At 68.1% G+C, this 19759-nt stretch carries 12 protein-coding genes; 4 read left to right on the forward strand and 8 right to left on the reverse strand.

Annotation, left to right across the window (positions count from 1 at the left end; all coding sequences use genetic code 11):
- Positions 1 to 17: 17 nt before the first annotated feature.
- Positions 18 to 3521 carry a chromosome segregation protein SMC gene (gene smc / locus AC04MD_RS15910; protein WP_475498258.1) on the reverse strand — a complete coding sequence of 1168 codons (3504 nt, stop codon included), beginning with the start codon at positions 3519 to 3521 and terminating at the stop codon, positions 18 to 20.
- A gap of 275 nt (positions 3522 to 3796) precedes the next feature.
- Here smc and AC04MD_RS15915 point away from each other — a divergent pair, with 275 nt between their 5' ends.
- Positions 3797 to 4999, forward strand: a complete 1203-nt coding sequence (locus AC04MD_RS15915; RefSeq protein ID WP_475498259.1) for an amino acid aminotransferase — start codon at positions 3797 to 3799, stop codon at positions 4997 to 4999.
- A 161-nt stretch (positions 5000 to 5160) separates the two neighbouring features.
- On the opposite strand, the gene AC04MD_RS15920 is transcribed toward AC04MD_RS15915, so the two are convergent.
- Positions 5161 to 6243, reverse strand: a complete 1083-nt coding sequence (locus tag AC04MD_RS15920; protein ID WP_475498260.1) for an ABC transporter ATP-binding protein — start codon at positions 6241 to 6243, stop codon at positions 5161 to 5163.
- Between the two features lie 431 nt (positions 6244 to 6674).
- Here AC04MD_RS15920 and glk point away from each other — a divergent pair, with 431 nt between their 5' ends.
- The 3 genes from glk (at position 6675) to AC04MD_RS15935 (ending at position 10601) form a co-directional block, all read left to right on the forward strand.
- Positions 6675 to 7682 carry a glucokinase gene (glk, locus tag AC04MD_RS15925; protein WP_475498261.1) on the forward strand — a complete coding sequence of 336 codons (1008 nt, stop codon included), beginning with the start codon at positions 6675 to 6677 and terminating at the stop codon, positions 7680 to 7682.
- A 233-nt stretch (positions 7683 to 7915) separates the two neighbouring features.
- A complete protein-coding gene (gene edd, locus AC04MD_RS15930; protein ID WP_475498262.1) occupies positions 7916 to 9826 on the forward strand; it encodes a phosphogluconate dehydratase in 1911 nt (636 codons plus the stop codon).
- A gap of 118 nt (positions 9827 to 9944) precedes the next feature.
- Complete coding sequence (locus tag AC04MD_RS15935) at positions 9945 to 10601, forward strand: bifunctional 4-hydroxy-2-oxoglutarate aldolase/2-dehydro-3-deoxy-phosphogluconate aldolase (RefSeq protein WP_475498263.1); 657 nt, start codon at positions 9945 to 9947, stop codon at positions 10599 to 10601.
- Positions 10602 to 11122: 521 nt separating this feature from the next.
- Here the strand turns inward: AC04MD_RS15935 and AC04MD_RS15940 are convergent.
- The 6 genes from AC04MD_RS15940 to AC04MD_RS15965 form a co-directional block, all read right to left on the reverse strand.
- Positions 11123 to 11800 carry a hypothetical protein gene (locus AC04MD_RS15940; protein ID WP_475498264.1) on the reverse strand — a complete coding sequence of 226 codons (678 nt, stop codon included), beginning with the start codon at positions 11798 to 11800 and terminating at the stop codon, positions 11123 to 11125.
- 52 nt (positions 11801 to 11852) lie between these two features.
- The gene (locus AC04MD_RS15945; RefSeq protein ID WP_475498265.1) at positions 11853 to 15002 is read right to left on the reverse strand and encodes a discoidin domain-containing protein; all 3150 of its coding nucleotides are present in this window, start codon (positions 15000 to 15002) and stop codon (positions 11853 to 11855) included.
- 41 nt (positions 15003 to 15043) lie between these two features.
- The gene (locus AC04MD_RS15950) at positions 15044 to 15865 is read right to left on the reverse strand and encodes a carbohydrate ABC transporter permease (protein WP_213602526.1); all 822 of its coding nucleotides are present in this window, start codon (positions 15863 to 15865) and stop codon (positions 15044 to 15046) included.
- Positions 15862 to 16746, reverse strand: a complete 885-nt coding sequence (locus AC04MD_RS15955) for a carbohydrate ABC transporter permease (protein ID WP_475498266.1) — start codon at positions 16744 to 16746, stop codon at positions 15862 to 15864. The genes AC04MD_RS15950 and AC04MD_RS15955 overlap by 4 nt, the downstream gene beginning before the upstream one ends.
- A complete protein-coding gene (locus AC04MD_RS15960; protein WP_475498267.1) occupies positions 16743 to 18026 on the reverse strand; it encodes a sugar ABC transporter substrate-binding protein in 1284 nt (427 codons plus the stop codon). The genes AC04MD_RS15955 and AC04MD_RS15960 overlap by 4 nt, the downstream gene beginning before the upstream one ends.
- A gap of 81 nt (positions 18027 to 18107) precedes the next feature.
- Positions 18108 to 19742 carry a glucoamylase family protein gene (locus AC04MD_RS15965; RefSeq protein ID WP_475498268.1) on the reverse strand — a complete coding sequence of 545 codons (1635 nt, stop codon included), beginning with the start codon at positions 19740 to 19742 and terminating at the stop codon, positions 18108 to 18110.
- Positions 19743 to 19759: the final 17 nt, after the last annotated feature.

The following is a 19759-nucleotide window of genomic DNA, read 5'->3' on the forward strand; positions in this document are numbered from 1 at the left end:
CAGGGTGGAATGGAAGGTCAGGCGGCGCCGGCCAGGCGGGCGGCCTCTTCGAGGTCCACCGACACCAGGCGGCTGACACCGGGCTCCCGCATGGTAACGCCACTGAGCTGGTGTGCGGCTTCCATCGTGGCCTTGTTGTGCGACACGAACAGGAACTGCACCTTCTCGCTCATCTCCTTCACCATGTTGGTGAAGCGACCGACGTTGGCCTCGTCGAGCGGTGCATCGACTTCGTCCAGCAGGCAGAACGGCGCGGGGTTGAGTTGGAAGATGGCGAACACCAGCGCCACCGCGGTCATCGCCTTCTCGCCGCCGGACAGCAGCGAGATGTTGGACACGCGCTTGCCGGGCGGTCGGGCCATGATCGCCACGCCGGTGTCGAGCAGGTCTTCGCCGGTCAGTTCCAGGTAGGCATGGCCGCCGCCGAACAGGCGCGGGTACAGCTGCTGCACGCCGGCGTTGACGCGGTCGAAGGTGTCCTTGAAGCGGCCGCGGGTCTCGCGGTCGATCTTGCGGATGGCCTCTTCCAGTGTTTCCAGCGCGGTGGTGAGGTCGACGTTCTGCGCGTCCAGGTACTCCGAGCGCTGACTGGCTTCGCCGTACTCGTGGATGGCCGCCAGGTTGACCGGCTCCAGCCGGCGCATGCGGCCATCGATCTGGGTGACCGCCTGCTCCCATTCGCGGATGTCGGCGACCTCGGGCAGCGTGTTGATGACGTCGTCCAGCACGAAGCCGCCGGCGACGACGCCTTCGGACAGCTGCTCGGCCTTCAGCGCGAGCGCCTGCTGGTCGAGCTTGCGCTGCGAGATGCGCTCGCGCTGGGCCAGCGCCTGTTCGTCGCGCTGCTGGCGGGTCTGTTCGTACTTGCGCAGTTCGTTGTCGATGCCTTCCAGCAGCGAGCGCGCCTCGGCCAGCTGGCGGTCGGCGGTGACGCGGTGCTCCAGCGCGGCCTGTCGCTGGGCTTCCAGTTCCTGCACCGGCGAATCGCCTTCGCTCAGCTGCAGGGTGAGTTCTTCCAGGCGCGAATCGAGGTGGCCGCGCTGGCCGCCCATGCGGTCGAGCGCCTGGCTCAGGGACACGATCTGGGTGCGCTGCGATTCCAGCGTCAGCGCCAGCGCGTGGGCGGTATCGCGCGAGGTGCGGGCGGCTTCGCGGGCCTGGTCGCGGGCGTCGACCAGCTGGCGGCGCTCGCCTTCCAGTGCCTGCCGGGTGGATTCGAGGTCGCCCATGCGGGTGACCGCGTCCTCCAGCTTGGCGCGGGCTTCGCGGGCCTGGTCGCGGCTGGCGTCCAGCGTCTCGACCAGTTGCGCGAGCTCGCCGTCGATACGCTCCAGGCGGGTGCGGGTGGCATCCACCTTGCCCTGCTGGCTCTGCAGCTGGCCGGCCAGTTCGGACACGCCACGGTGCGCCATGTACAGCGTGCGCTGGGCGTCCTCGCGCTGCTGTTCGGCCGTGAGCAGCTGGTCGCGCAGGCTGGCCAGGCGCTCTTCGAGTTCGGCTTCGCGCGCCTGCAGCATTTCGATCTCGCCGCGCAGCGACTGGATCTCGCGCTCGCGCAGCAATGCGCCCTGCTTGGCCGCGCCGGAGCGCAGCACGCGCACCCAGCCGGCGCCGAGGCGCTCGCCGTTGCGGGTGATGACGGAGTCGCCATCGCCGAGCTGCGATTGCAGGCGACGCGCTTCACTCAAATCCTCGGCCGTGTGCAGGCGGGCCAGCAGGCGACGGATCGCCGCGGGACCCTGCACCTTCGCGGCCAGCGAGGTCGGTGCGAACGCGACGTCGCTGCGGTCGTCCGACACCAGCGCGATGCGGCCGTCGCCGAGTTCGCCCAGCGCGTCGACCAGGGCTTCCGGCGCATCGACCAGCACGCCTTCGATCAGCTGGCCGAGCGCGCCTTCGACGGCGTTTTCCCAGCCCGGCTCGACGGTCAGCTTCTCGCCGACGCGCGAGGCATTGTCCAGGCCGCGCGCCTTCAGCCAGCTCATCGCCGCGCCCTGCTCCTGGCCCAGCGCGGCGTGCTGCAGCGTCTCCAGCGAGGACAGGCGGCCGCGGGCTTCCTGCGCGCGCTTGCGCACGTCGGACAGTTCAGTCTGCGTGCGGCGCTGCTGCTCCTGCACGTCGTCGGCGCCCTGCTTGCGCGCCTCGACCTGCTCGGTCAGCGTCTCCAGCGATTCCTTCTGGGTGTCGTGCTGCAACTGCAGCTGTTCGAACGCGGACGCCAGCGCGTCCAGGTCCAGGCCCAGGCGTTCGGCCGCCAGCGTCTCGCGGCGGCGGTCGGCTTCCAGCGACTGGCGGTCGAGGTAGTCGACGCGGGTGCGCTCGACGTCGCCGGCGCGCGAGGCCTCGGCGGAGTCGCGGCTGTGGGCTTCCCAGCGCTGCTGCCAGTCGGACAGCCGGGTTTCGGCTTCGCGCAGTGCGTCCTGCCGGAACACGTCGTCCTCGCGCAGCTGTTCCAGCTGCGGCTCGGCGTCGGCGACCGATTCGCGCAGCACGTTGAGCCGGGCCTCGTCGCCGCTGATGTGCTGGCCAAGCTCCTGCAACGCGTTGTGCGCTTCGTCGCGGGCGCGCTTCAGGCGGTCGCCGAGTTCGCGCTGGTGCTGGATCTGCTGTTCGATGCGGGCCAGCGTGCTGCCGACCTGGTAGACCTCGCCCTGCGCCTTGTTGAGGCCGTCGGCGGCTTCCTCGCGGCGCACGCGGTCGGTTTCCAGCAGGCGCTCGGCCTCGCGCTGTTCGGCGATCAGCTGCTGCAGCCGGGTCTCTTCCTGCGACAGCGCTTCGCGCAGGCCCTGCAGCTTGCCGTCCAGGCCGCGGTACTCCAGCGCCTTCCACTCGGCGTCCTTGACCCGGCGCTCTTCCTGCAAGGCCTTGTACTGCTCGGCCTGCTTGGCCTGGCGCTTGAGGTGCTCGAGCTGCTTGCCGATCTCCTCGCGCAGGTCGTTGAGGCGGTCGAGGTTCTCACGGGTGTGGCGGATGCGGGTTTCGGTTTCCTTGCGGCGCTCCTTGTACTTGGAGATGCCGGCGGCCTCTTCCAGATACACGCGCAGGTCTTCCGGGCGCGCCTCGATGATCTGGCTGATCATGCCCTGCTCGATGATCGAGTAGCTGCGCGGGCCCAGGCCGGTGCCGAGGAACAGGTCGGTGATATCGCGGCGGCGGCACTTGGTGCCGTTGAGGTAGTAGTTGCTCTGGCCGTCGCGGCTGACCAGGCGGCGGACCGAGATTTCGTTGAAGGCGGCGAACTCGCCGCTGATGGTGTGGTCGCTGTTGTCGAAGATCAGTTCGACCGAGGCCTGCGACACCGGCTTGCGCGCGGCAGAGCCTGAGAAGATCACGTCGGTCAGCGAGTCGCCGCGCAGGCGGCTGGCCGAGCTCTCGCCCATCACCCAGCGCACGGCGTCGATGATGTTCGACTTGCCGCAGCCGTTCGGGCCGACCACGCCGGTCATGTTGGTCGGCAGGTGCAGCACGGTGGGATCGACGAACGACTTGAAACCGGACAGCTTGATGGTGGAAAGGCGCATGCGGCGGTGTCTTCCGGGCACCGCGACCGGACCGGTCCGACGCGCTGCCGCAAGTGTGAAGTGGGATCAGCTTCGACTGCCAAGTCATTGATTCGACGGCAATCAGGCCTGCCGTCAGGCACGCCAACGGATGAGTATAGCCGCCCGTGACAGCGTATGCCCGGGCCGCGCGACGCCGTACGCCGACCGGCTGCGGGCGTACGGAGCGGGCGCGCGCCTGTTAGCATCGCGGGCGGCTTCACCCCCCTCCCTCACACATCAACGGTCCCCACTCCGTGTCTCTTTTTGCATCCGTCGAACTGGTGCCCGGCGACCCCATCCTGGGGCTGACCGAGGCGTACAACGCCGATCCCCGTACCCAGAAGGTCAATCTGGGCGTCGGCATCTATTACGACGAGCAGGGCCGCATTCCCCTGCTCGACTGCGTCCGCCAGGTGGAACAGGCGCTCGCCGCCGCCGGCAAACCGCGCGGCTACCTGCCGATCGACGGTCTGGCTGCGTACGACGCCGCGACCTGCGAGCTGGTATTCGGCAAGGACTCGGACCTGGTCGCCGCCGGCCGCGTGGCCACCACCCAGACCGTCGGCGGCAGCGGCGCGCTGCGCGTGGGCGCGGACCTGCTGAAGAAGCTGCTGCCGCACGCCACCATCGCGATCAGCAACCCGAGCTGGGAGAACCACCGCGCGGTGTTCGGCGCGGCGGGCTTCGACATCGTCGACTACACCTATTTCAACGCCGCCACGCATGGCCTGGACTTCGCCGGCATGCTGGCCGACCTGGGCCAGCTCAAGCCCGGCACCGTCGTCCTGCTGCATGCCTGCTGCCACAACCCCACTGGCGCCGATCTGACCGTCGAGCAGTGGACGCAGGTCGCGGCACTGATGAAGGACCGTGGGCTGTTCCCGTTCATCGACATGGCCTACCAGGGCTTCGACAAAGGCATCGCCGAAGACGGTGCGGCCGTGCGCATCGTCGCCGAAGCCGGCATCGACAGCTTCATCGTCGCCAACTCGTACTCCAAGTCGTTCTCGCTGTACGGCGAGCGCGTCGGCGCGCTGTCGGTGGTCGGTCCGGACGCCGCGGCGACCAAGGCCGTGCAGTCGCAGGTCAAGCGCATCATCCGCACCATCTATTCCAGCCCGTCCACGCACGGTGCCGCGCTGGTGGCCGGCGTGCTGGCCAGCAGCGAGCTGCGCGCGCTGTGGGAAAGCGAGCTGGGCGGCATGCGCGAGCGCATCCATGCCCTGCGTGCCGGGCTGGTGGACAAGCTGGCCGCCCTCGGCGCGCCGGAGTTCGCCTTCATCCAGCAGCAGGCCGGCATGTTCTCGTACTCCGGCCTGAGCAAGGCCCAGGTGGACCGGCTGCGCGACGAGTTCGGCATCTACGCGGTCGGTACCGGCCGCATCTGCGTGGCCGCGCTGAACCAGCAGAACCTGGCCTACGTGGCCGATGCCATGCGCACGGTCAGCCGCGGCTGATCCTGGGGCCCTGCCCTGTGCTGGAAGACCTGTAGGAGCGGGCCATGCCCGCGATGCTTTTGCTCAACGGATCGAAAAGCATCGCGCCCAAGGGCGCTCCTACAAGGGTAGCGGTGCGGAGCAACGGTCTGCCTTTCGTACGCGGTAGACGAGGTGCGTCTTTACGACAAGCGCAGGCCGCTGTCCGGGTCGAAGCAATGCAGCATGGCGTTCTCGACGGTGATGCGCAGCCCCTGCCCCGGTTCCGGCAGCACCTGCGGCGGCATGCGCGCCACCAGCGGCTGGCCGACGAAGCGCAGGTTGACGAAGACTTCGTTGCCGACCGGCTCGATCAGGTCGACATTCGCTTCGAACGCGGTCTTGCCGATCCCGGCCGGCTGCAGGTGCTCCGGGCGGATGCCCAGCGCGACGCGACGCCCCATCCACGCATCGGCGATGGCGGCATGGCCCAGCGGAATCTGGCCACCGCCATCGAGCGCCAGATGCAAGCCTTCCTCCTGCCGCAGCGTGCCGTACAGGACATTCATCGCCGGACTGCCGAGGAAGCCGGCGACGAACAGGTTGGCCGGCTTCTGGTACAGCGCCATCGGCGTGTCGATCTGCTGGATCTGGCCATCCTTCAGCACCACGATGCGCTGGCCCAGCGTCATCGCTTCCACCTGATCGTGGGTCACGTAGATCATGGTCGCGCCGAGCTGGCGATGCAGGCGGCCGATCTCGGTACGCACGGAATGGCGCAGCTTGGCATCGAGGTTGGACAGCGGCTCGTCCAGCAGGAACACCGACGGTTCGCGTACCAGCGCACGGCCCAGCGCCACGCGCTGCCGTTGTCCACCGGACATCTCGCGCGGCAGCTTGCCCAGCATGTGGGTCATGCCCAGCGTGTCCGCCGCCGCGTTGACGCGCCGATCGATCTCCGCGCGCGCCACGCCGCGCAGTTTCAGGCCGAAGGCGAGGTTCTCGGCCACCGTCATGTGCGGGTACAGCGCATAGCTCTGGAACACCATCGCGATGTCGCGGTCCTTCGGCGCCACGTCGTTGACGCGGCGATCGCCGATCAGCAGGTTGCCGTCCGAGATTTCCTCCAGCCCCGCGATCATCCGCAGCAGCGTGGACTTGCCGCAGCCGGACGGACCGACCAGCACCATGAGTTCGCCGTCGGCGATCTCGAAACTGGCCCCGTGCACGGCCACCTGGCCGTTGTCGTACACCTTGCGCACGCGGTCGAGTTTGACGCTGGCCATCATTGCTCCGGTCGGGCGTGGCCCGTGTGTGTTCGCTGCGGCCCGGCCCTCCCGGGTGCTGGCACGCCATCGCGGACGAGGCATGCCGCTTCCCGTTCCGTGGTCGGGGAAGTTGCGCTATTCTGCCATGTAACCGTTTTCACGACGCAAGCGGACTGCACGCCGACGTCATCCGGAGCGCCCGCACCTTCCATGTCGTCCCTGTCCTGCCCGCCCGCTCGCATGCGCACCCCTGCGACCAGCTATTCCGGAATAACGCATACGTATACGGATGGCGCATGCATGCGCGGGCGTGCGCGCCGTCGGCGCAGGTGCGCGCTATCATGCGCCGCCCACGCGACGTGGCCCTTTCACGGCAGCACAGGATCGACCAGCCGAATGCAGCGGACCCGTTTTGGAAGCCACCCCGCATCGAACAGGATGTCTGCCGCATGAGCAACGCCGATCGCGTCCTCCTCGCCGACATCGGCGGCACCAATGCGCGCTTCGCGCTGGCCGATACGTCCGCGTCCGTGCCGTTGCTGGACGACAGCGTGCGCGAGTTCGTGGTGGCCGATTTCCCCTCGCTCGCCGAGGCCGCGCAACATTACCTGGATGAAACCGGCGCGACCGCGCAGAACGGGGTGTTCGCCGTCGCCGGCCGCGTCGACGGCGATGAAGCGCGCATCACCAACCATCCGTGGGTGATCTCGGTGAACCGCACGCGTCAGGCGTTGGGATTCCAGGGCCTGAAGCTGGTCAACGACTTCGCCGCGCAGGCGATGGCGGTGTCGCTGCTCACGCCGAAGGATGTCGTGGCGATCGGCGGTGCGCAGTGGCGCCCCACGCCGCTCAGCGAACCGCGCACGTACGCCGTCATCGGCCCGGGCACGGGCCTGGGCGTGGCCGCGCTGATCGTCCGCGACGGTCGCGCGTATCCGCTGGAAACCGAAGGCGGCCACGTCAGCTTTCCGCCGGGCACCCCGGAAGAAATCCGCATCCTCGACATCCTGTCGGCGCAGTTCGGCCGCGTGTCGAACGAGCGCCTGATCTGCGGCCCCGGCCTGGTGAACCTCTATCGCGCGCTCAGCGAGATCGCCGGCGAAGATCCCGGCGGCCCGATCGAGCCGAAGGACGTCACTGCGCGCGCGGCGGCGGGCGACCCGCGCTGCGTGCGCACGCTGGACGTGTTCTGCGCCGTGTTCGGTGCGATCGCAGGCGACCTGGTGCTCACCACCGGTGCGTGGGACGGCGTGTTCCTCACCGGCGGACTGGTGCCGAAACTGCTGACCTCGCTGCAGCATTCCGGCTTCCGCCAGCGCTTCGAACACAAGGGCCGTTTCTCGCCCGCGATGGGACGCGTGCCGACGCTCGCGAACATCCATCCGCGTCCCGGCCTGCTCGGTGCGGCGGCGTACGCGGTCGAACTGTTCGGACCCAAAATCCCCGCGCACGCCTGAGCGTTTTGCGCATATGCGCGCTGCAATGCAACACATGCGGCGCCACCGCACGCCGACTGGTCTGACTTTGGTCGCTTTCGCGCCCGCAGCAAAGGCGGTAGAAAGCATCATGCCGTCGCCGTCGTTCACCGCCCTTCCCCTCCACGCGCTGGAGTTGCAGGAAGGCTGCGCATCACGGCCCCTCGTCGCCACGCCATGCAGAATGACAGCGTCTGCAGCCTAGCCCTACGCCCATGAGCCTGCACCCCCGCATCCAGGAAGTCACCGAACGCATCCGCCAGCGCAGCGCCCCGTTGCGCCGCGCCTACCTCGACGGCATCGACGCCGCGCATCGCGACGGCCCGCAACGCGCGCGCCTGAGCTGCGGCAACCTCGCGCATGCCTTCGCGGCCTGCGGCCCGACCGACAAGGGCCGGCTGCGCGCCGATGTCACGCCCAACCTCGGCATCATCAACGCCTACAACGACATGCTGTCGGCGCACCAGCCGTTCGAGCATTACCCCGAGATCATCCGCCAGGTCGCGCGCGACCTCGGTGCCACCGCGCAGGTCGCGGGCGGCGTGCCAGCGATGTGCGACGGCGTTACCCAAGGGCGCCCCGGCATGGAACTGTCGCTGTTCTCGCGCGATGTCATCGCGCAGGCGACGGCCATCTCGCTGAGCCACGACATGTTCGACGCCGCGCTGTACCTGGGCGTCTGCGACAAGATCGTGCCCGGCCTGCTGATGGGCGCACTGGCATTCGGCCATCTGCCGGCGGTGTTCGTGCCGGCCGGGCCGATGTCGCCGGGCATCCCGAACAAGGAAAAGGCCGCAGTGCGCGAGCGCTACGCCGCCGGCGAAGCCACTCGCGAGGAACTGCTGGAAGCCGAGGCCGCGAGTTACCACGCCGCCGGCACCTGCACGTTCTACGGCACCGCCAATTCCAACCAGGTGCTGCTGGAAGCGATGGGCCTGCAACTGCCGGGCACCTCGTTCGTCAATCCGGACCAGCCGTTGCGCGATGTGCTGACGCGCGCCGCTGCCGAGCGTGCGCTGCGCATCACCGCGCTGGGCGACGACTACCGCCCGATCGGCCGCCTGATCGACGAGCGCGCCATCGTCAACGCGATGGCCGCGCTGATGGCGACCGGCGGTTCCACCAACCACACCATCCACTGGATCGCCGTCGCGCGTTCGGCCGGCATCGTGCTGACCTGGGACGACATGGACCTGCTCTCGCAGACCGTGCCGCTACTGGCGCGCGTCTATCCGAACGGCGACGCCGACGTGAACCGCTTCGCCGCCGCCGGCGGTACGCAGTTCGTGTTCCGCGAGCTGCTCGACGCCGGCCTGATGCACGACATCACCACCATCGTGCCCGGTGGCCTGCGCGCCTTCTGCGACGAACCGCGCCTGCAGGACGGCAAGCTCTCTTACGCGCCCGGCATCGCGCAGAGCGCCGATGAAGACGTCGCGCGTCCGGTGTCGCGCGCGTTCGAGGCCCAGGGTGGCCTGCGCCTGCTGCGCGGCAACCTGGGCCGTTCGCTGATCAAGACCTCGGCGGTGAAGCAGGAATACCGCTCCATCGAAGCGCCGGCCGTCGTCGTCGACGATCCGCGCGCGCTCAACAAGCTGCATGCCGCTGGCATACTGCCGCAGGACTTCGTCGCCGTGGTCCGCTACCAGGGACCGCGCGCCAACGGCATGCCGGAACTGCATTCGCTCGCACCGCTGCTGGGCCTGCTGCAGAACCAGGGCCGGCGCGTGGCGCTGGTGACCGACGGTCGCCTGTCCGGCGCGTCGGGCAAGATTCCCGCCGCCATCCACCTGACCCCGGAAGCCGCGCGCGGCGGTCCGCTCGCAAAGCTGCGCGAAGGCGACCTCATCCGCCTCGACGCGGAAGCCGGCACGCTGGAAGCGCTGGTCGATGCGGACACCTGGGCGGCGCGCGAGATCGCCCCGAACACCTCGCCCGCGGCGCTGGACCTGGGCCGCAACCTGTTCGCGGTGAGCCGCGACGTGGTGACGCCCGCCGACCGTGGCGCGATGTCGATTTCCTGCGGCCTGCCGTACCACGACGGCACCTGGGAATACGACGCCGAGTACGAACTGGGCGATGCCGCGCATGCTGCGGAAGCGCCACATGAAGCCAAGGATGCGTAGCATCCTGTTCCATCTGTAGGAGCGCCCTCGGGCGCGATGCTCTTCTTCTCGCCATTGCCGAAAAGCATCGCGCCCGAGGGCGCTCCTGCCAGTCCACTTTTCAGCCGAACCTCCCGCCATGACCATCGAAGCCCGCCAGCAGAAAGCCGAATCCCTCCTCCGCGCCGCCGGCATCCTGCCGGTCGTCACCGTCCACACGCTGGACGAGGCACGCAAGGTGTCCGAGGCGCTGCTGAAAGGCGGTTTGCCGGCGATCGAGCTGACCCTGCGCACGCCGGTGGCGATGGAAGCGCTGGCGATGCTGAAGAAGGAATTGCCGGACATCGTGATCGGCGCCGGCACGGTGCTGACCACCGAGCAGATGAAGCAGTCCATCGATGCGGGCGCCGACTTCCTGGTCACGCCGGGCACGCCGCCCGCGTTGGCGGATGCCTTGGCCGCCGCCGATATCCCGGTGGTCCCGGGCGCGGCCACGCCGACCGAGCTGCTGGCGCTGATGGCGCGCGGCTTCCGCGTCTGCAAGCTGTTCCCCGCCACCGCCGTCGGCGGCCTGGCGATGCTGAAGGGTCTCGCCGGCCCGATGTCGGAACTGAAGATCTGCCCGACCGGCGGCATCACCGAAGACACGGCGGCCGACTACCTGTCGCAGCCGAACGTGGTCTGCATCGGCGGTTCGTGGATGGTGCCGAAGGGCTGGCTCGACAACGGCGAGTGGGACAAGGTCACCGAGAGCTCGGCCAAGGCGGCGGGCATCGTGCAGCGCGTGCGCGGCTGACTTCTCTCGTTCTCTCTGCAGGAGCGACGCAAGTCGCGACCGCGAGAGTGATCGTGATTTCAGGCGTAGGCGAACTGCCTCCGCCTGAGACAGCTTGTCTGTCGGAACATCACAGGGCGCGATGGACGTGCGGTCGCGACTCACGTCGCTCCTACACGTGCCAAGTCTGGTTTTCATGGCACCCACGTTCTTCTGTAGGAGCGACGTGAGTCGCGACCGCGGAAGTGAAGGGCCCTGATTTCAGGCGCAGTCGAGTTGTCTCGGCTTACGACATCCTGCCTGACCCAACATCGCAGCGCACTGCGATCATACGGTCGCGACTCACGTCGCTCGTACACATGCCAAGTCCGGCTTTCATGGCACCACCGCTCTTCTGTAGGAGCGACGTGAGTCGCGACCGCGGAAGTGAAGGGCCCTGATTTCAGGCGCAGTCGAGCTGTCTTCGCTTACGACATCTTGCCTGTCCCGACATCGCAGGACCCTGCGACCCTGCGATCGTGCGGTCGCGACTCACGTCGCTCCTACAACGGATCACGCCACGTCAGGTCCAATGCCAGGCTTCGTCGTTTCCAACCGCATGCCAGCACCGCATACCAGCCAACCATCAGCAGCCCCAGCCACCACTCGAAGATGTTCTCCCAGCGGTCCTTCTCCTCCGGATCGGTGACCAGCGTGCCTGCCACCACGTTGGCGACCCCCAGCGCCAGCATCGCGACCGCGATCCACGACATCCACGCGATGACCTCGGTTGGCAACGCATGCAGCCGCGCAGCGCGCCGCATCAGCGCGAGCTGCGCCAGGTAACCGAAGCCGAAGTACACCACCACGCCATAGCGGCGCAGGAAGCGATACGTCTCGCCCTCGGTACCGAGGAAGGCAGCGTACACCGCCAGCGCGACGGCCGAAACGATGCCCAGCACCGCCATCGTCCATCCACCACGCAACCAGCGCTGCGCCAGCAGCCACACCAGCGCGTGCAACACCGCGCACGGGATCACCAGCAGTCGGAACAGATGATTGCCCCACCCATGCCGCGCGGCCCGGCTGATCGAGACGCAGCCCTCGATGTACGGCACGCAGGCCGGCACATGGCCGCCCTGGACCGACAGCAGGTAGGCGGCGTGCGCGGCGACCACGAACAGCAGCGTGATCAGCAACGGCAGCGGCCAGAGCGGGAGACGCGTGTCGGCGGCGGGCATGATGGTGGGCGCGGCGGTGGACCGCGCCTACTCTATCGCTGCCCGGACGATCTCAGGGCGCGCGGATGACGACCTTGGCCGGCAGCGACGTGATGCGCAGTTCGCCGTCCTTCCACTGCACCGGCTTGCCGTTGATGCGTGTCTCGCCGGGCGCGTCCCGGTACGGCCACGGCAGCACCAGACCGCCTGCCGGCAGCTTCAGGCCGGCCTTCGCTTCCAGCACGACCTCATTGCCCTGCCTGCGCAGCGAGTAGCCGAGGACGCCGTTCGGCGTACGCAGGCCATCGATGGCGATGCCCTCGCCGTCCAGCCAGGTGGCCGGTACGCCCGCCGCCACGACGATGCTGTCGTCGACTTCGCGGGTGTAGGCGAACATGTCGAGCGCCGAGCGGACGAAGTCCGACGCCACCCAGGCATGCGGCAGGTCGCCGACGAAGAACGGCGCGCGCGGCGTGCGCGAGACCACTTCCGCCCACTGGTTCCAGGGCTGCGGCGCGCGGTCCTTGAAGAAGAAGTCCAGCACGTCCCAGGCGCGTTCGCGCCAGCCCAGCCGCACGAATGCGGCGACGTTGCGCCATTCGTAGGGCGTGTAGTCCTTCCACTCGCGCTTGCCGTCGCGACGCTGCACGAACTCGGTCCAGTACCGCTCGAACGTGCCGTTCAACAGGTCCGCCGGCAGCTTGCCCTGCTCGCCGCCTGGCGCCAGCGCGATGGTCGTGGAGGTGGGATCGAAGTCGCCGATCTCCGCCGCACCCGGCAAGTAGTTGATGCCGTGCAGCTGAGTCGCTGCCTGCAGCGAGGCGTACAGGTCGGCGCGGAACTGGTCGCGCGAGGCAGCCATGCGCTTGGACTCGGCCATCTGTCCGAGCGCGTCGGCGACCTCGACCGCATCCTTGTAACCGCGCAGCGCCCAGAAGTTGTCCCAGTACGAATGCATCGGCTTGGCCGAGTAGCCTTCGTGGCTGATCGACGCCGGCATCATGCCGTAGAACGCGGCGTTGACCGCACGGTTGGCCTCGGTGCGCTCGCTCAGGCGCAGCTCCTCCATGTAGGCGAAGGCGCCCTGCACGTGCGGCCACATCTTCCTCAGGAAGGCCTTGTCGCCGGTATAGCGGTAGTACTCGGCGACGTTGAAGATCAGCTCGCCATGGCTGTCGTTCTCCGGCACCGGGTCGCTGCCGCGGTCGTCGACGCAGCACGGCACCTTGCCGTTCTTGAACTGGTACGGCGCGTACCACTCGACGTATTCCTTCACCACTTCCGGGCGACCCAGGCGCAGCAGGCCTTCGGAGATCATCGCGCCGTCGCGGATCCAGCTGCGCGAGTACGAGCGCGTGCCCGGCTGCAGGCGCGGCCCGATGCGCGAGATCAGCATATGGGCGAGCGCGGTGCGCAAGGTATCCGCGACCGCCTGACCCTCGGCGGGCACCTGCAACTTCATTTCGCCGAGCTTGCCGCGCCACATCGCCGCCGTGGCCTGCTGGTCGCGCGCAGCGTCGATCGTGGCAGGCAACGCGCCTTCCAGCGGCGCCACCCAGTCGATGTCGCGGCTTTCGCCGGCCGCCAGCGTGATCCGGTACAGCACGGCGGCGGAGGCCAGCCCGGTCGACTCGCCGGCCACCTGCGCCGCTGTCCCGTCGACGGCGTCGTCCATCGTCGCCAAGCGATCGCGGACCAGCCCCTCGTCGAAGCGCGATGCCAGCGCCGCATCCGGCGTGGTGAAGCGCAGGCTGGCGCGGCCGTTCACGCTGACCACCCCGTCGCGCACCGCAAGATCGTTGATCGGACTGAAACCACCGGTCGTGTTGAGGAACTGGCTGGGCGGATTGACCTGCCAGGGCTGCACGGCCAGCGCCAGCACGTACTCGCGCGGCGTCTTGCCGGTATTGGTCAGCCGGTGGCGCGCGATGACGCGCGAATCACCGGGCTTGCCTGCCGCGAACGCGGTGGTCGCCAGCGCGAAGTCGGCGTGCTGCCAGGCCACCGTCGGCATCGGCAGGTAACCGTCCTGCAGCGACTGCGTCGCCTGCACGTCCGACCAGCCGATCCAGCGCCCGTCAACCTGTACGAACGGCTCGACGCTGATGCCGCCCTTCGCGATCTCGATGGCGCCGTCCTCGCCGATCAGGCCCTGCTCGCGTCCACCGTCGAGACCGACGATGGTCCAGTACGGCTGTTCGCCACTGAAGCCGCGCGGGAACCAGCCCTTCGGCGACTCGGACGCCATCGCCTTGATCAGGTCGTTGGGATGCGCGGCGAAGGCCAGCGGCTTCACCTCCAGCCCGGCCAGCGCGAACGAACGCCCGGGACCGTCGCCGACCGTCAGGCGCACATAACGCGCTTCCGACTCAGGCAGCGCGAGGTAGTCGTTGCCGCCATTGCCGTCGACCACCGTGCGCGCATCGCGCCAGCGCACGCCGTCGTCGGACAGCTGCACAAGATAGTCCGAGGCGTGCTGGCCGGGTTTCCAGCGCAGCACCAGGCCGCCGAACTCGCGCACCTTGCCCAGGTCCAGCGTCAGCTGCGGATCCTTCTCGCCGTGCAGGTCCGCGGACCATGCCGTATCCGCCTTGCCGTCGACGGCCAATGCCGCGGCGCCGGCCGGAAACGCGACGGAGGCACTGGCCTTGCCCGTCAGCGGCGCACCGTCGTCGACCGGCAACGGCTGGAACGTCAGCTGGTCGAAACAGACCGAGCCCTTGCCGCCGACGTTGTTGTAGAGGGTGAATTCGAGCTTGACGCTCCGGCGCAGCGTGCGGTCCGGGTCGGGCCCCCAGGCCTTGTCGATGTGGCGCTGCTTGTAGCGCACCGGCGTCCACGCCGTCGGGAACTCGTACTTCGGCCGGTTGACCCACCAGACGTTGTCGCCGCTGGCATCGATCACCTTGAACTGCAGGTCGTTGCGCGGCGAGTCGCCACGCAGCTGGAAATCGAAGCGGTAGTTCTGCGGGTAGTCGATCACCAGGTCGCGCTGGATGCCGGCATGTCCCGACACGCCGTTGAAGTCGTAGTCCAGGCACATGGCCTTGCCGTCGACGCCGTCGACCGGGCGCAGCGCGCCGCTGACCTGGTTGGAGGTGACCACGCGCCAGGTGGACGCGTCATCGAACGCATCCAGCACGCGGACCGGTTCGGCCGATGCCAGGCCGGCAAGCGGAAGCAGCGCCACCCCGGCCATCAGGCGGGTCAAGGACAACACCATGTTTTCGTCTCCGGCAACGGGCCGCAGCGCAACGCGAGGACTCAGCCCTTCACGCTGCCCAGCAACAGGCCCTGGATGTAGTAGCGCTGCAGCACGAGGAACAGCAGCAGCACCGGCAGGATGGTGACGACCGAGCCGGCCATCATCAGTTCGTAGTCCATCACGTGTTCGCGCGACAGGCCTGCCAGCGCGACCGGCAGGGTCTGCAGCGCATCGTCGCTCAACACGATCAGCGGCCACATGAAATCGTTCCATGCACCGAGGAAGCTGAAGATCGCCAGCGTCACCAGGATGGGCTTCAACCCCGGCAGCACGATCTGGAAGAAGATGCGCGCCTCGCTGGCGCCGTCGATGCGCGCGGCCTCGAGCAGTTCGTCCGGGATCGAGCGTGCGTACTGGCGTACCAGGAAGATGCCGAAGATCGCCGCCATGCCCGGCACGATGGCGCCGGCGTAGGTGTTCACCAGCCCCATCTGCTTGAGCAGCAGGAACAGCGGCATCATCGCCACCTGCGCCGGGATCACCAGCGCCGCCAGCAGGGCGCGGAACGTGCGGTCGCGGCCCTTGAAACGCAGCTTGGCGAAGGCGTAGCCGGCCATGGTGTTGAACAGCAGCGACAGCAGCATGACGCTGGTCGAGACGATGAAGCTGTTGGCCAGGTAGCGGCCCATGCCGGCGCGCACGAACAGCTCGCGGTAGTTGTCCAGCGTGGGGGCGGACGGCAGCAGCGGCGGCGGGAAATGACCGGCCTCGCCGGTCTGCATGAAGGACACCGACAGCATCCACAGCAGCGGCCCCAGGCTGACCACGGCCAGCGCGACCAGCAGCGCATTGACGACGATGGCGGCGAGGCGCTGGTTCATTCCACGCCCCGCTTGCGCGCGAACCACAGCAGGCCGCTGGTCACCACCGTCATCAGCAGGAACAGCAGGAAGGCCACCGCGGACGCGTTGCCGAGGTTCCACCACTTGAAGCCTTCCTCGTACATCAGGTACAGCACGCTCTTGGTGCTCTCCAGCGGACCGCCCTGCGTCATCACGTAGGGCTCGGCAAACAGCTGGAAGTAGCCGGCCATGGTCAGGATGCCGACCAGCAGCAACACCGGCCCCAGTTGCGGCAGGGTGACGTGGCGGAACTGCGCCCAGCGCGAGGCGCCATCGATGCGCGCGGCTTCGTACAGGTCTTCCGGGATGCTCTGCAGGCCGGCGAGGAAGATGATCATGTTGTAGCCGAAGTTCTTCCACACGGCGAACAGGATGATGGTCGGCATGGCCCACGTGGGATCGCCGAGCCAGTCGACCGGATCGATGCCGACCCACGACAGCCCCCAGTTCACCAGGCCGTACTTGGTGTGGAACAGGTAGCGCCAGATCACCGCGACCGCGACCACCGTGGTCACCACCGGCGCGAAGAACGCGGTGCGGAAGAAGCCCTTGAAGCGGCCGAGCTTCGAGTGCAACAGCAGTGCAGCGCCCAGCGACAGCGCCACCGACAGCGGCACGCCGACGACGACGAAGTACACCGTATTGCCCAGCGACTTCCAGAACATCGGGTTCTGCAGCAGGCCGACGTAGTTGTCCAGACCGACGAAGCGCAGGTTGCCGATGTCGGCCAGCGCATAGATGTCGAAGTCGGTGAGGCTCAGCGCCAGCGCGGCCAGCACCGGCAGGCCGAAGAACACCACGATGACGGTCAGCGCGGGCGCGGCGAACAGCCAGCCGGCGAGGGAATGCGTCGACCTCATGGCGCGGCTCCCGGCTTGGTCGCCTGGTCGAGCATCCAGCGGCGCTTCTCGAGGATGCGGTCGGCACGCCGGTCGAGTTCCTCGGCGGCCTGGTCGACGCTCAGCCGGCCATTGGCGACCTGTTCGCCGACCAGCCGCATCTCGGTGGCGATGCGCTCCCACTCCGGCACTTTCGGCGTGGAGACGGCGCGCTCGAGTTGCTCGCGGAAGGCCTTCGCATACGGATCCTCGGCCAGTGCCGGCGTCAACCAGGGCGAGCGGCGCGGCGGCAGATCGCCGGTCAGCGCATGGAATTCGACCTGCACCGCCGGCGACGACAGCCAGGCGATCAGCGTCCAGGCGGCGTCCTTGTTCGGCGAATCCTTGAACACCACGAAGCTGGTGCCATTGGCCAGCGACGCGCCGGGGCCGTGCGGGCCCGGCAACGGCATCGTCATCCAGTCCTTCTGCTGCGCGGCCGGCAGGCGCTCCTTGAACTTGGCGATGTTCCAGGGGCCGGAGATGTAGAACGAATAGAAGCCCTTGCCGAATTCGTCCCACACGTTGGAGATCTGGTTGTTGGTGACGACCGGCGCCCATTGCTGGTCGAACATTTCCTTGTAGAAGCCCAGCGACTGCTTGAAGCCTGCGCTGCGGAAATTGCCGTAGCGGCCGTCGTCGCGCAGCAGCGGCTCGGGCTGCTGGATCGCCAGGCTGAGCAGCGGTTCGAACTCGTTGAGCGGCAGCAGGATCGAGTAGTTGCCCTGCCCTGCGACCTGCTTGACCTCGCGCATCGCGACGCGCCATTCGTCCCAGCTCGCCGGCAAGGTCTTCACGCCGGCCTTGGCGAGCATGTCGCGGCGGTAGAACGGCAGGCGGGTCTCGACGTACCACGGCACCGCGTAGGCGCGGCCCTCGATCACCCCGGTGTCCCAGACGCCGGGGAAGAAATCCGCCTGGTCGAAAGCCGGCGTCGCGGCGATCTCGTCGTCCAGCGGCTCCAGCGCGCCGAGCGCCGCGAACTCCGGGATCCAGGTGTTGCCGATCGGGCTGACGTCCGGCAACGACTCGCCGGCGAAGGCGGTCAGCAGCTTCTCGTGCGCGGACAGCCACGGCACGATCTGCAGGTCGACGTGGATGTCGGGATGTTGCCGCTCGAACTCGGGCAACAGTTTCGCGACGACCTCGCCTTCGTAGCCCATGACCCAGAACCGCACCGTCGTGCGGTCATCCTGCGTGCGTGCGCAGCCCGCCACGGCGAGCGCGACGACGATCAGGAACACAAGGGAACAGCAGCGCACCAGGGCCCTCCTTCCACCGGAGAAGGCCCTGATGCGTGCCGGAGAGACCGTTGCGGGCGCACGCCGTTCCATGCGGACAGCTTACTCTGGCTGCTGCGGACGCACCGCCTCGGGCTGCGCCGCCTGGTTGGCGCGCGACTCCGCCGTCCCCAGCGCGCGCGCGGCGGCGGCATCGAGATCCGGCGGTGCGGTCGGCGCCGTCGCGGCGTTCGCCGCAGCCTGCTCCGTCTTCGCATCCAGCCAGCCGCCCTGGAAGCCGGCCTTCTTCAGGCCATCACGGATGTACGGGTTCTTCTTCATCACGCTCCAGACGAAGTCGTTCCGGTAGTTCGCGATCATCGCCAGGATCGGGCCCTGGTCGATGCCGATGTAGTCGCTGGCCACCCAGCCCTTGCCGGGCACGATACGACCGGTCTTCAGCGGGATGTCGTAGTCGAAGCTGGGATTGAACGAATCCAGGAAGCCATAGCTCGAATACAGGTAGTCGCCGTAACGGCGATGCATCTCTTCCGTTGCCGGGATGACGATCTCGGGCGCGAACGGCAGCGACGCGATGGCCGCGGTCGGCGCGATGGTGCCGTCGTCGAAGTTCTCGCGGAAGCCGGCGCCGCGCGCGGAGTAGTGGCGGAACGGGCGCTGTTCGCCGCGGTATTCCTGCAGCGTCTGCTGGGGACCGTCCGAGGCGGTGAGGCCCCACACGTTCTCGCCGTAGTCCTTCCACTTCATCGGGTTCTCGATGGCGTAGGCGCGCTGTGCGTACGTCGCGCGGCGGCTGTTCTCGAAGTAGTCCATGCCGCGTTCGCGCATGTACGCGTCCTGGATGCCGCGGAAATCGATCCAGACGTGGCTGTACTGGTGGCCGAAGTGCGGTGCGAAGGTCAGGTATTCCTGGCCCTGGAACACGCCCCACAGTTCGCTATAGCTGCGCGTCCACACTTCCCACGCATCCTGGCCCACCGGGTGCGTCGGCGAGGCCATCGCCAGCACGTAGACCATCATGGCTTCGTTGTAGCCCTTCCAGTCGTGCGGGATGGTGCCGCTCTCCGGGAACCAGCCCATCGAGATCAGCGGCTTGTTCTTCTGCAGGAAGGTCCAGTCGACGCGCTTGTAGATCGTGTCGGCGATTTCGCGGATCTCCTTCTCGCGCGCATCGTCGCGGTCGTAGTACGACTGCGCGAACAGCACGCCCATCAGCAGCAGCGAGGTGTCCACGCTCGACAGCTCGACCCACGTGTTGAAGCGCTCACCGGTGTTCATGTCGAGGAAGTGGTAGTAGAAGCCTTTGTGGCCGCCCTTGCCTTCCTTCTGCGGGCCCTGAGGCACGTCGCGCAGGAACTTCAGCGTGGTCAGCGTGCGGTCGACCGCCTGGGTACGGCTGACCCAGCCGTTCTCGATGCCGATCGGGTACGCGGTCAGCGCGTAGCCGATCGACGCGATGCTGGCGAACGGACGCGACGGATAGCGGTCCGGCGTCATGCCGTTGGTTTCGTTGGTGGTGTCCCAGAAGAACTGGAACGTGCGGCGCTCGATGTCGCGGAACAGCGGCGGCAGTTCCGGCTTCGCCGGCGGCTCGGGCTTGGCGGCCACGACGGGTGCGGCGGGCTTGGCGACGGGCGCGGCCTTCTCTTCCGGCGCCTTCTGGCAGCCGGCGATCAACAGAGTCAGCGCGATACCGGCGAACCAGGACGAGCGCGGGGCTGGGGTGATCTTGTTCAAAGCGTTTTCCTGTTGTA

Source organism: Pseudoxanthomonas sp. LjRoot206, assembly GCF_056175725.1.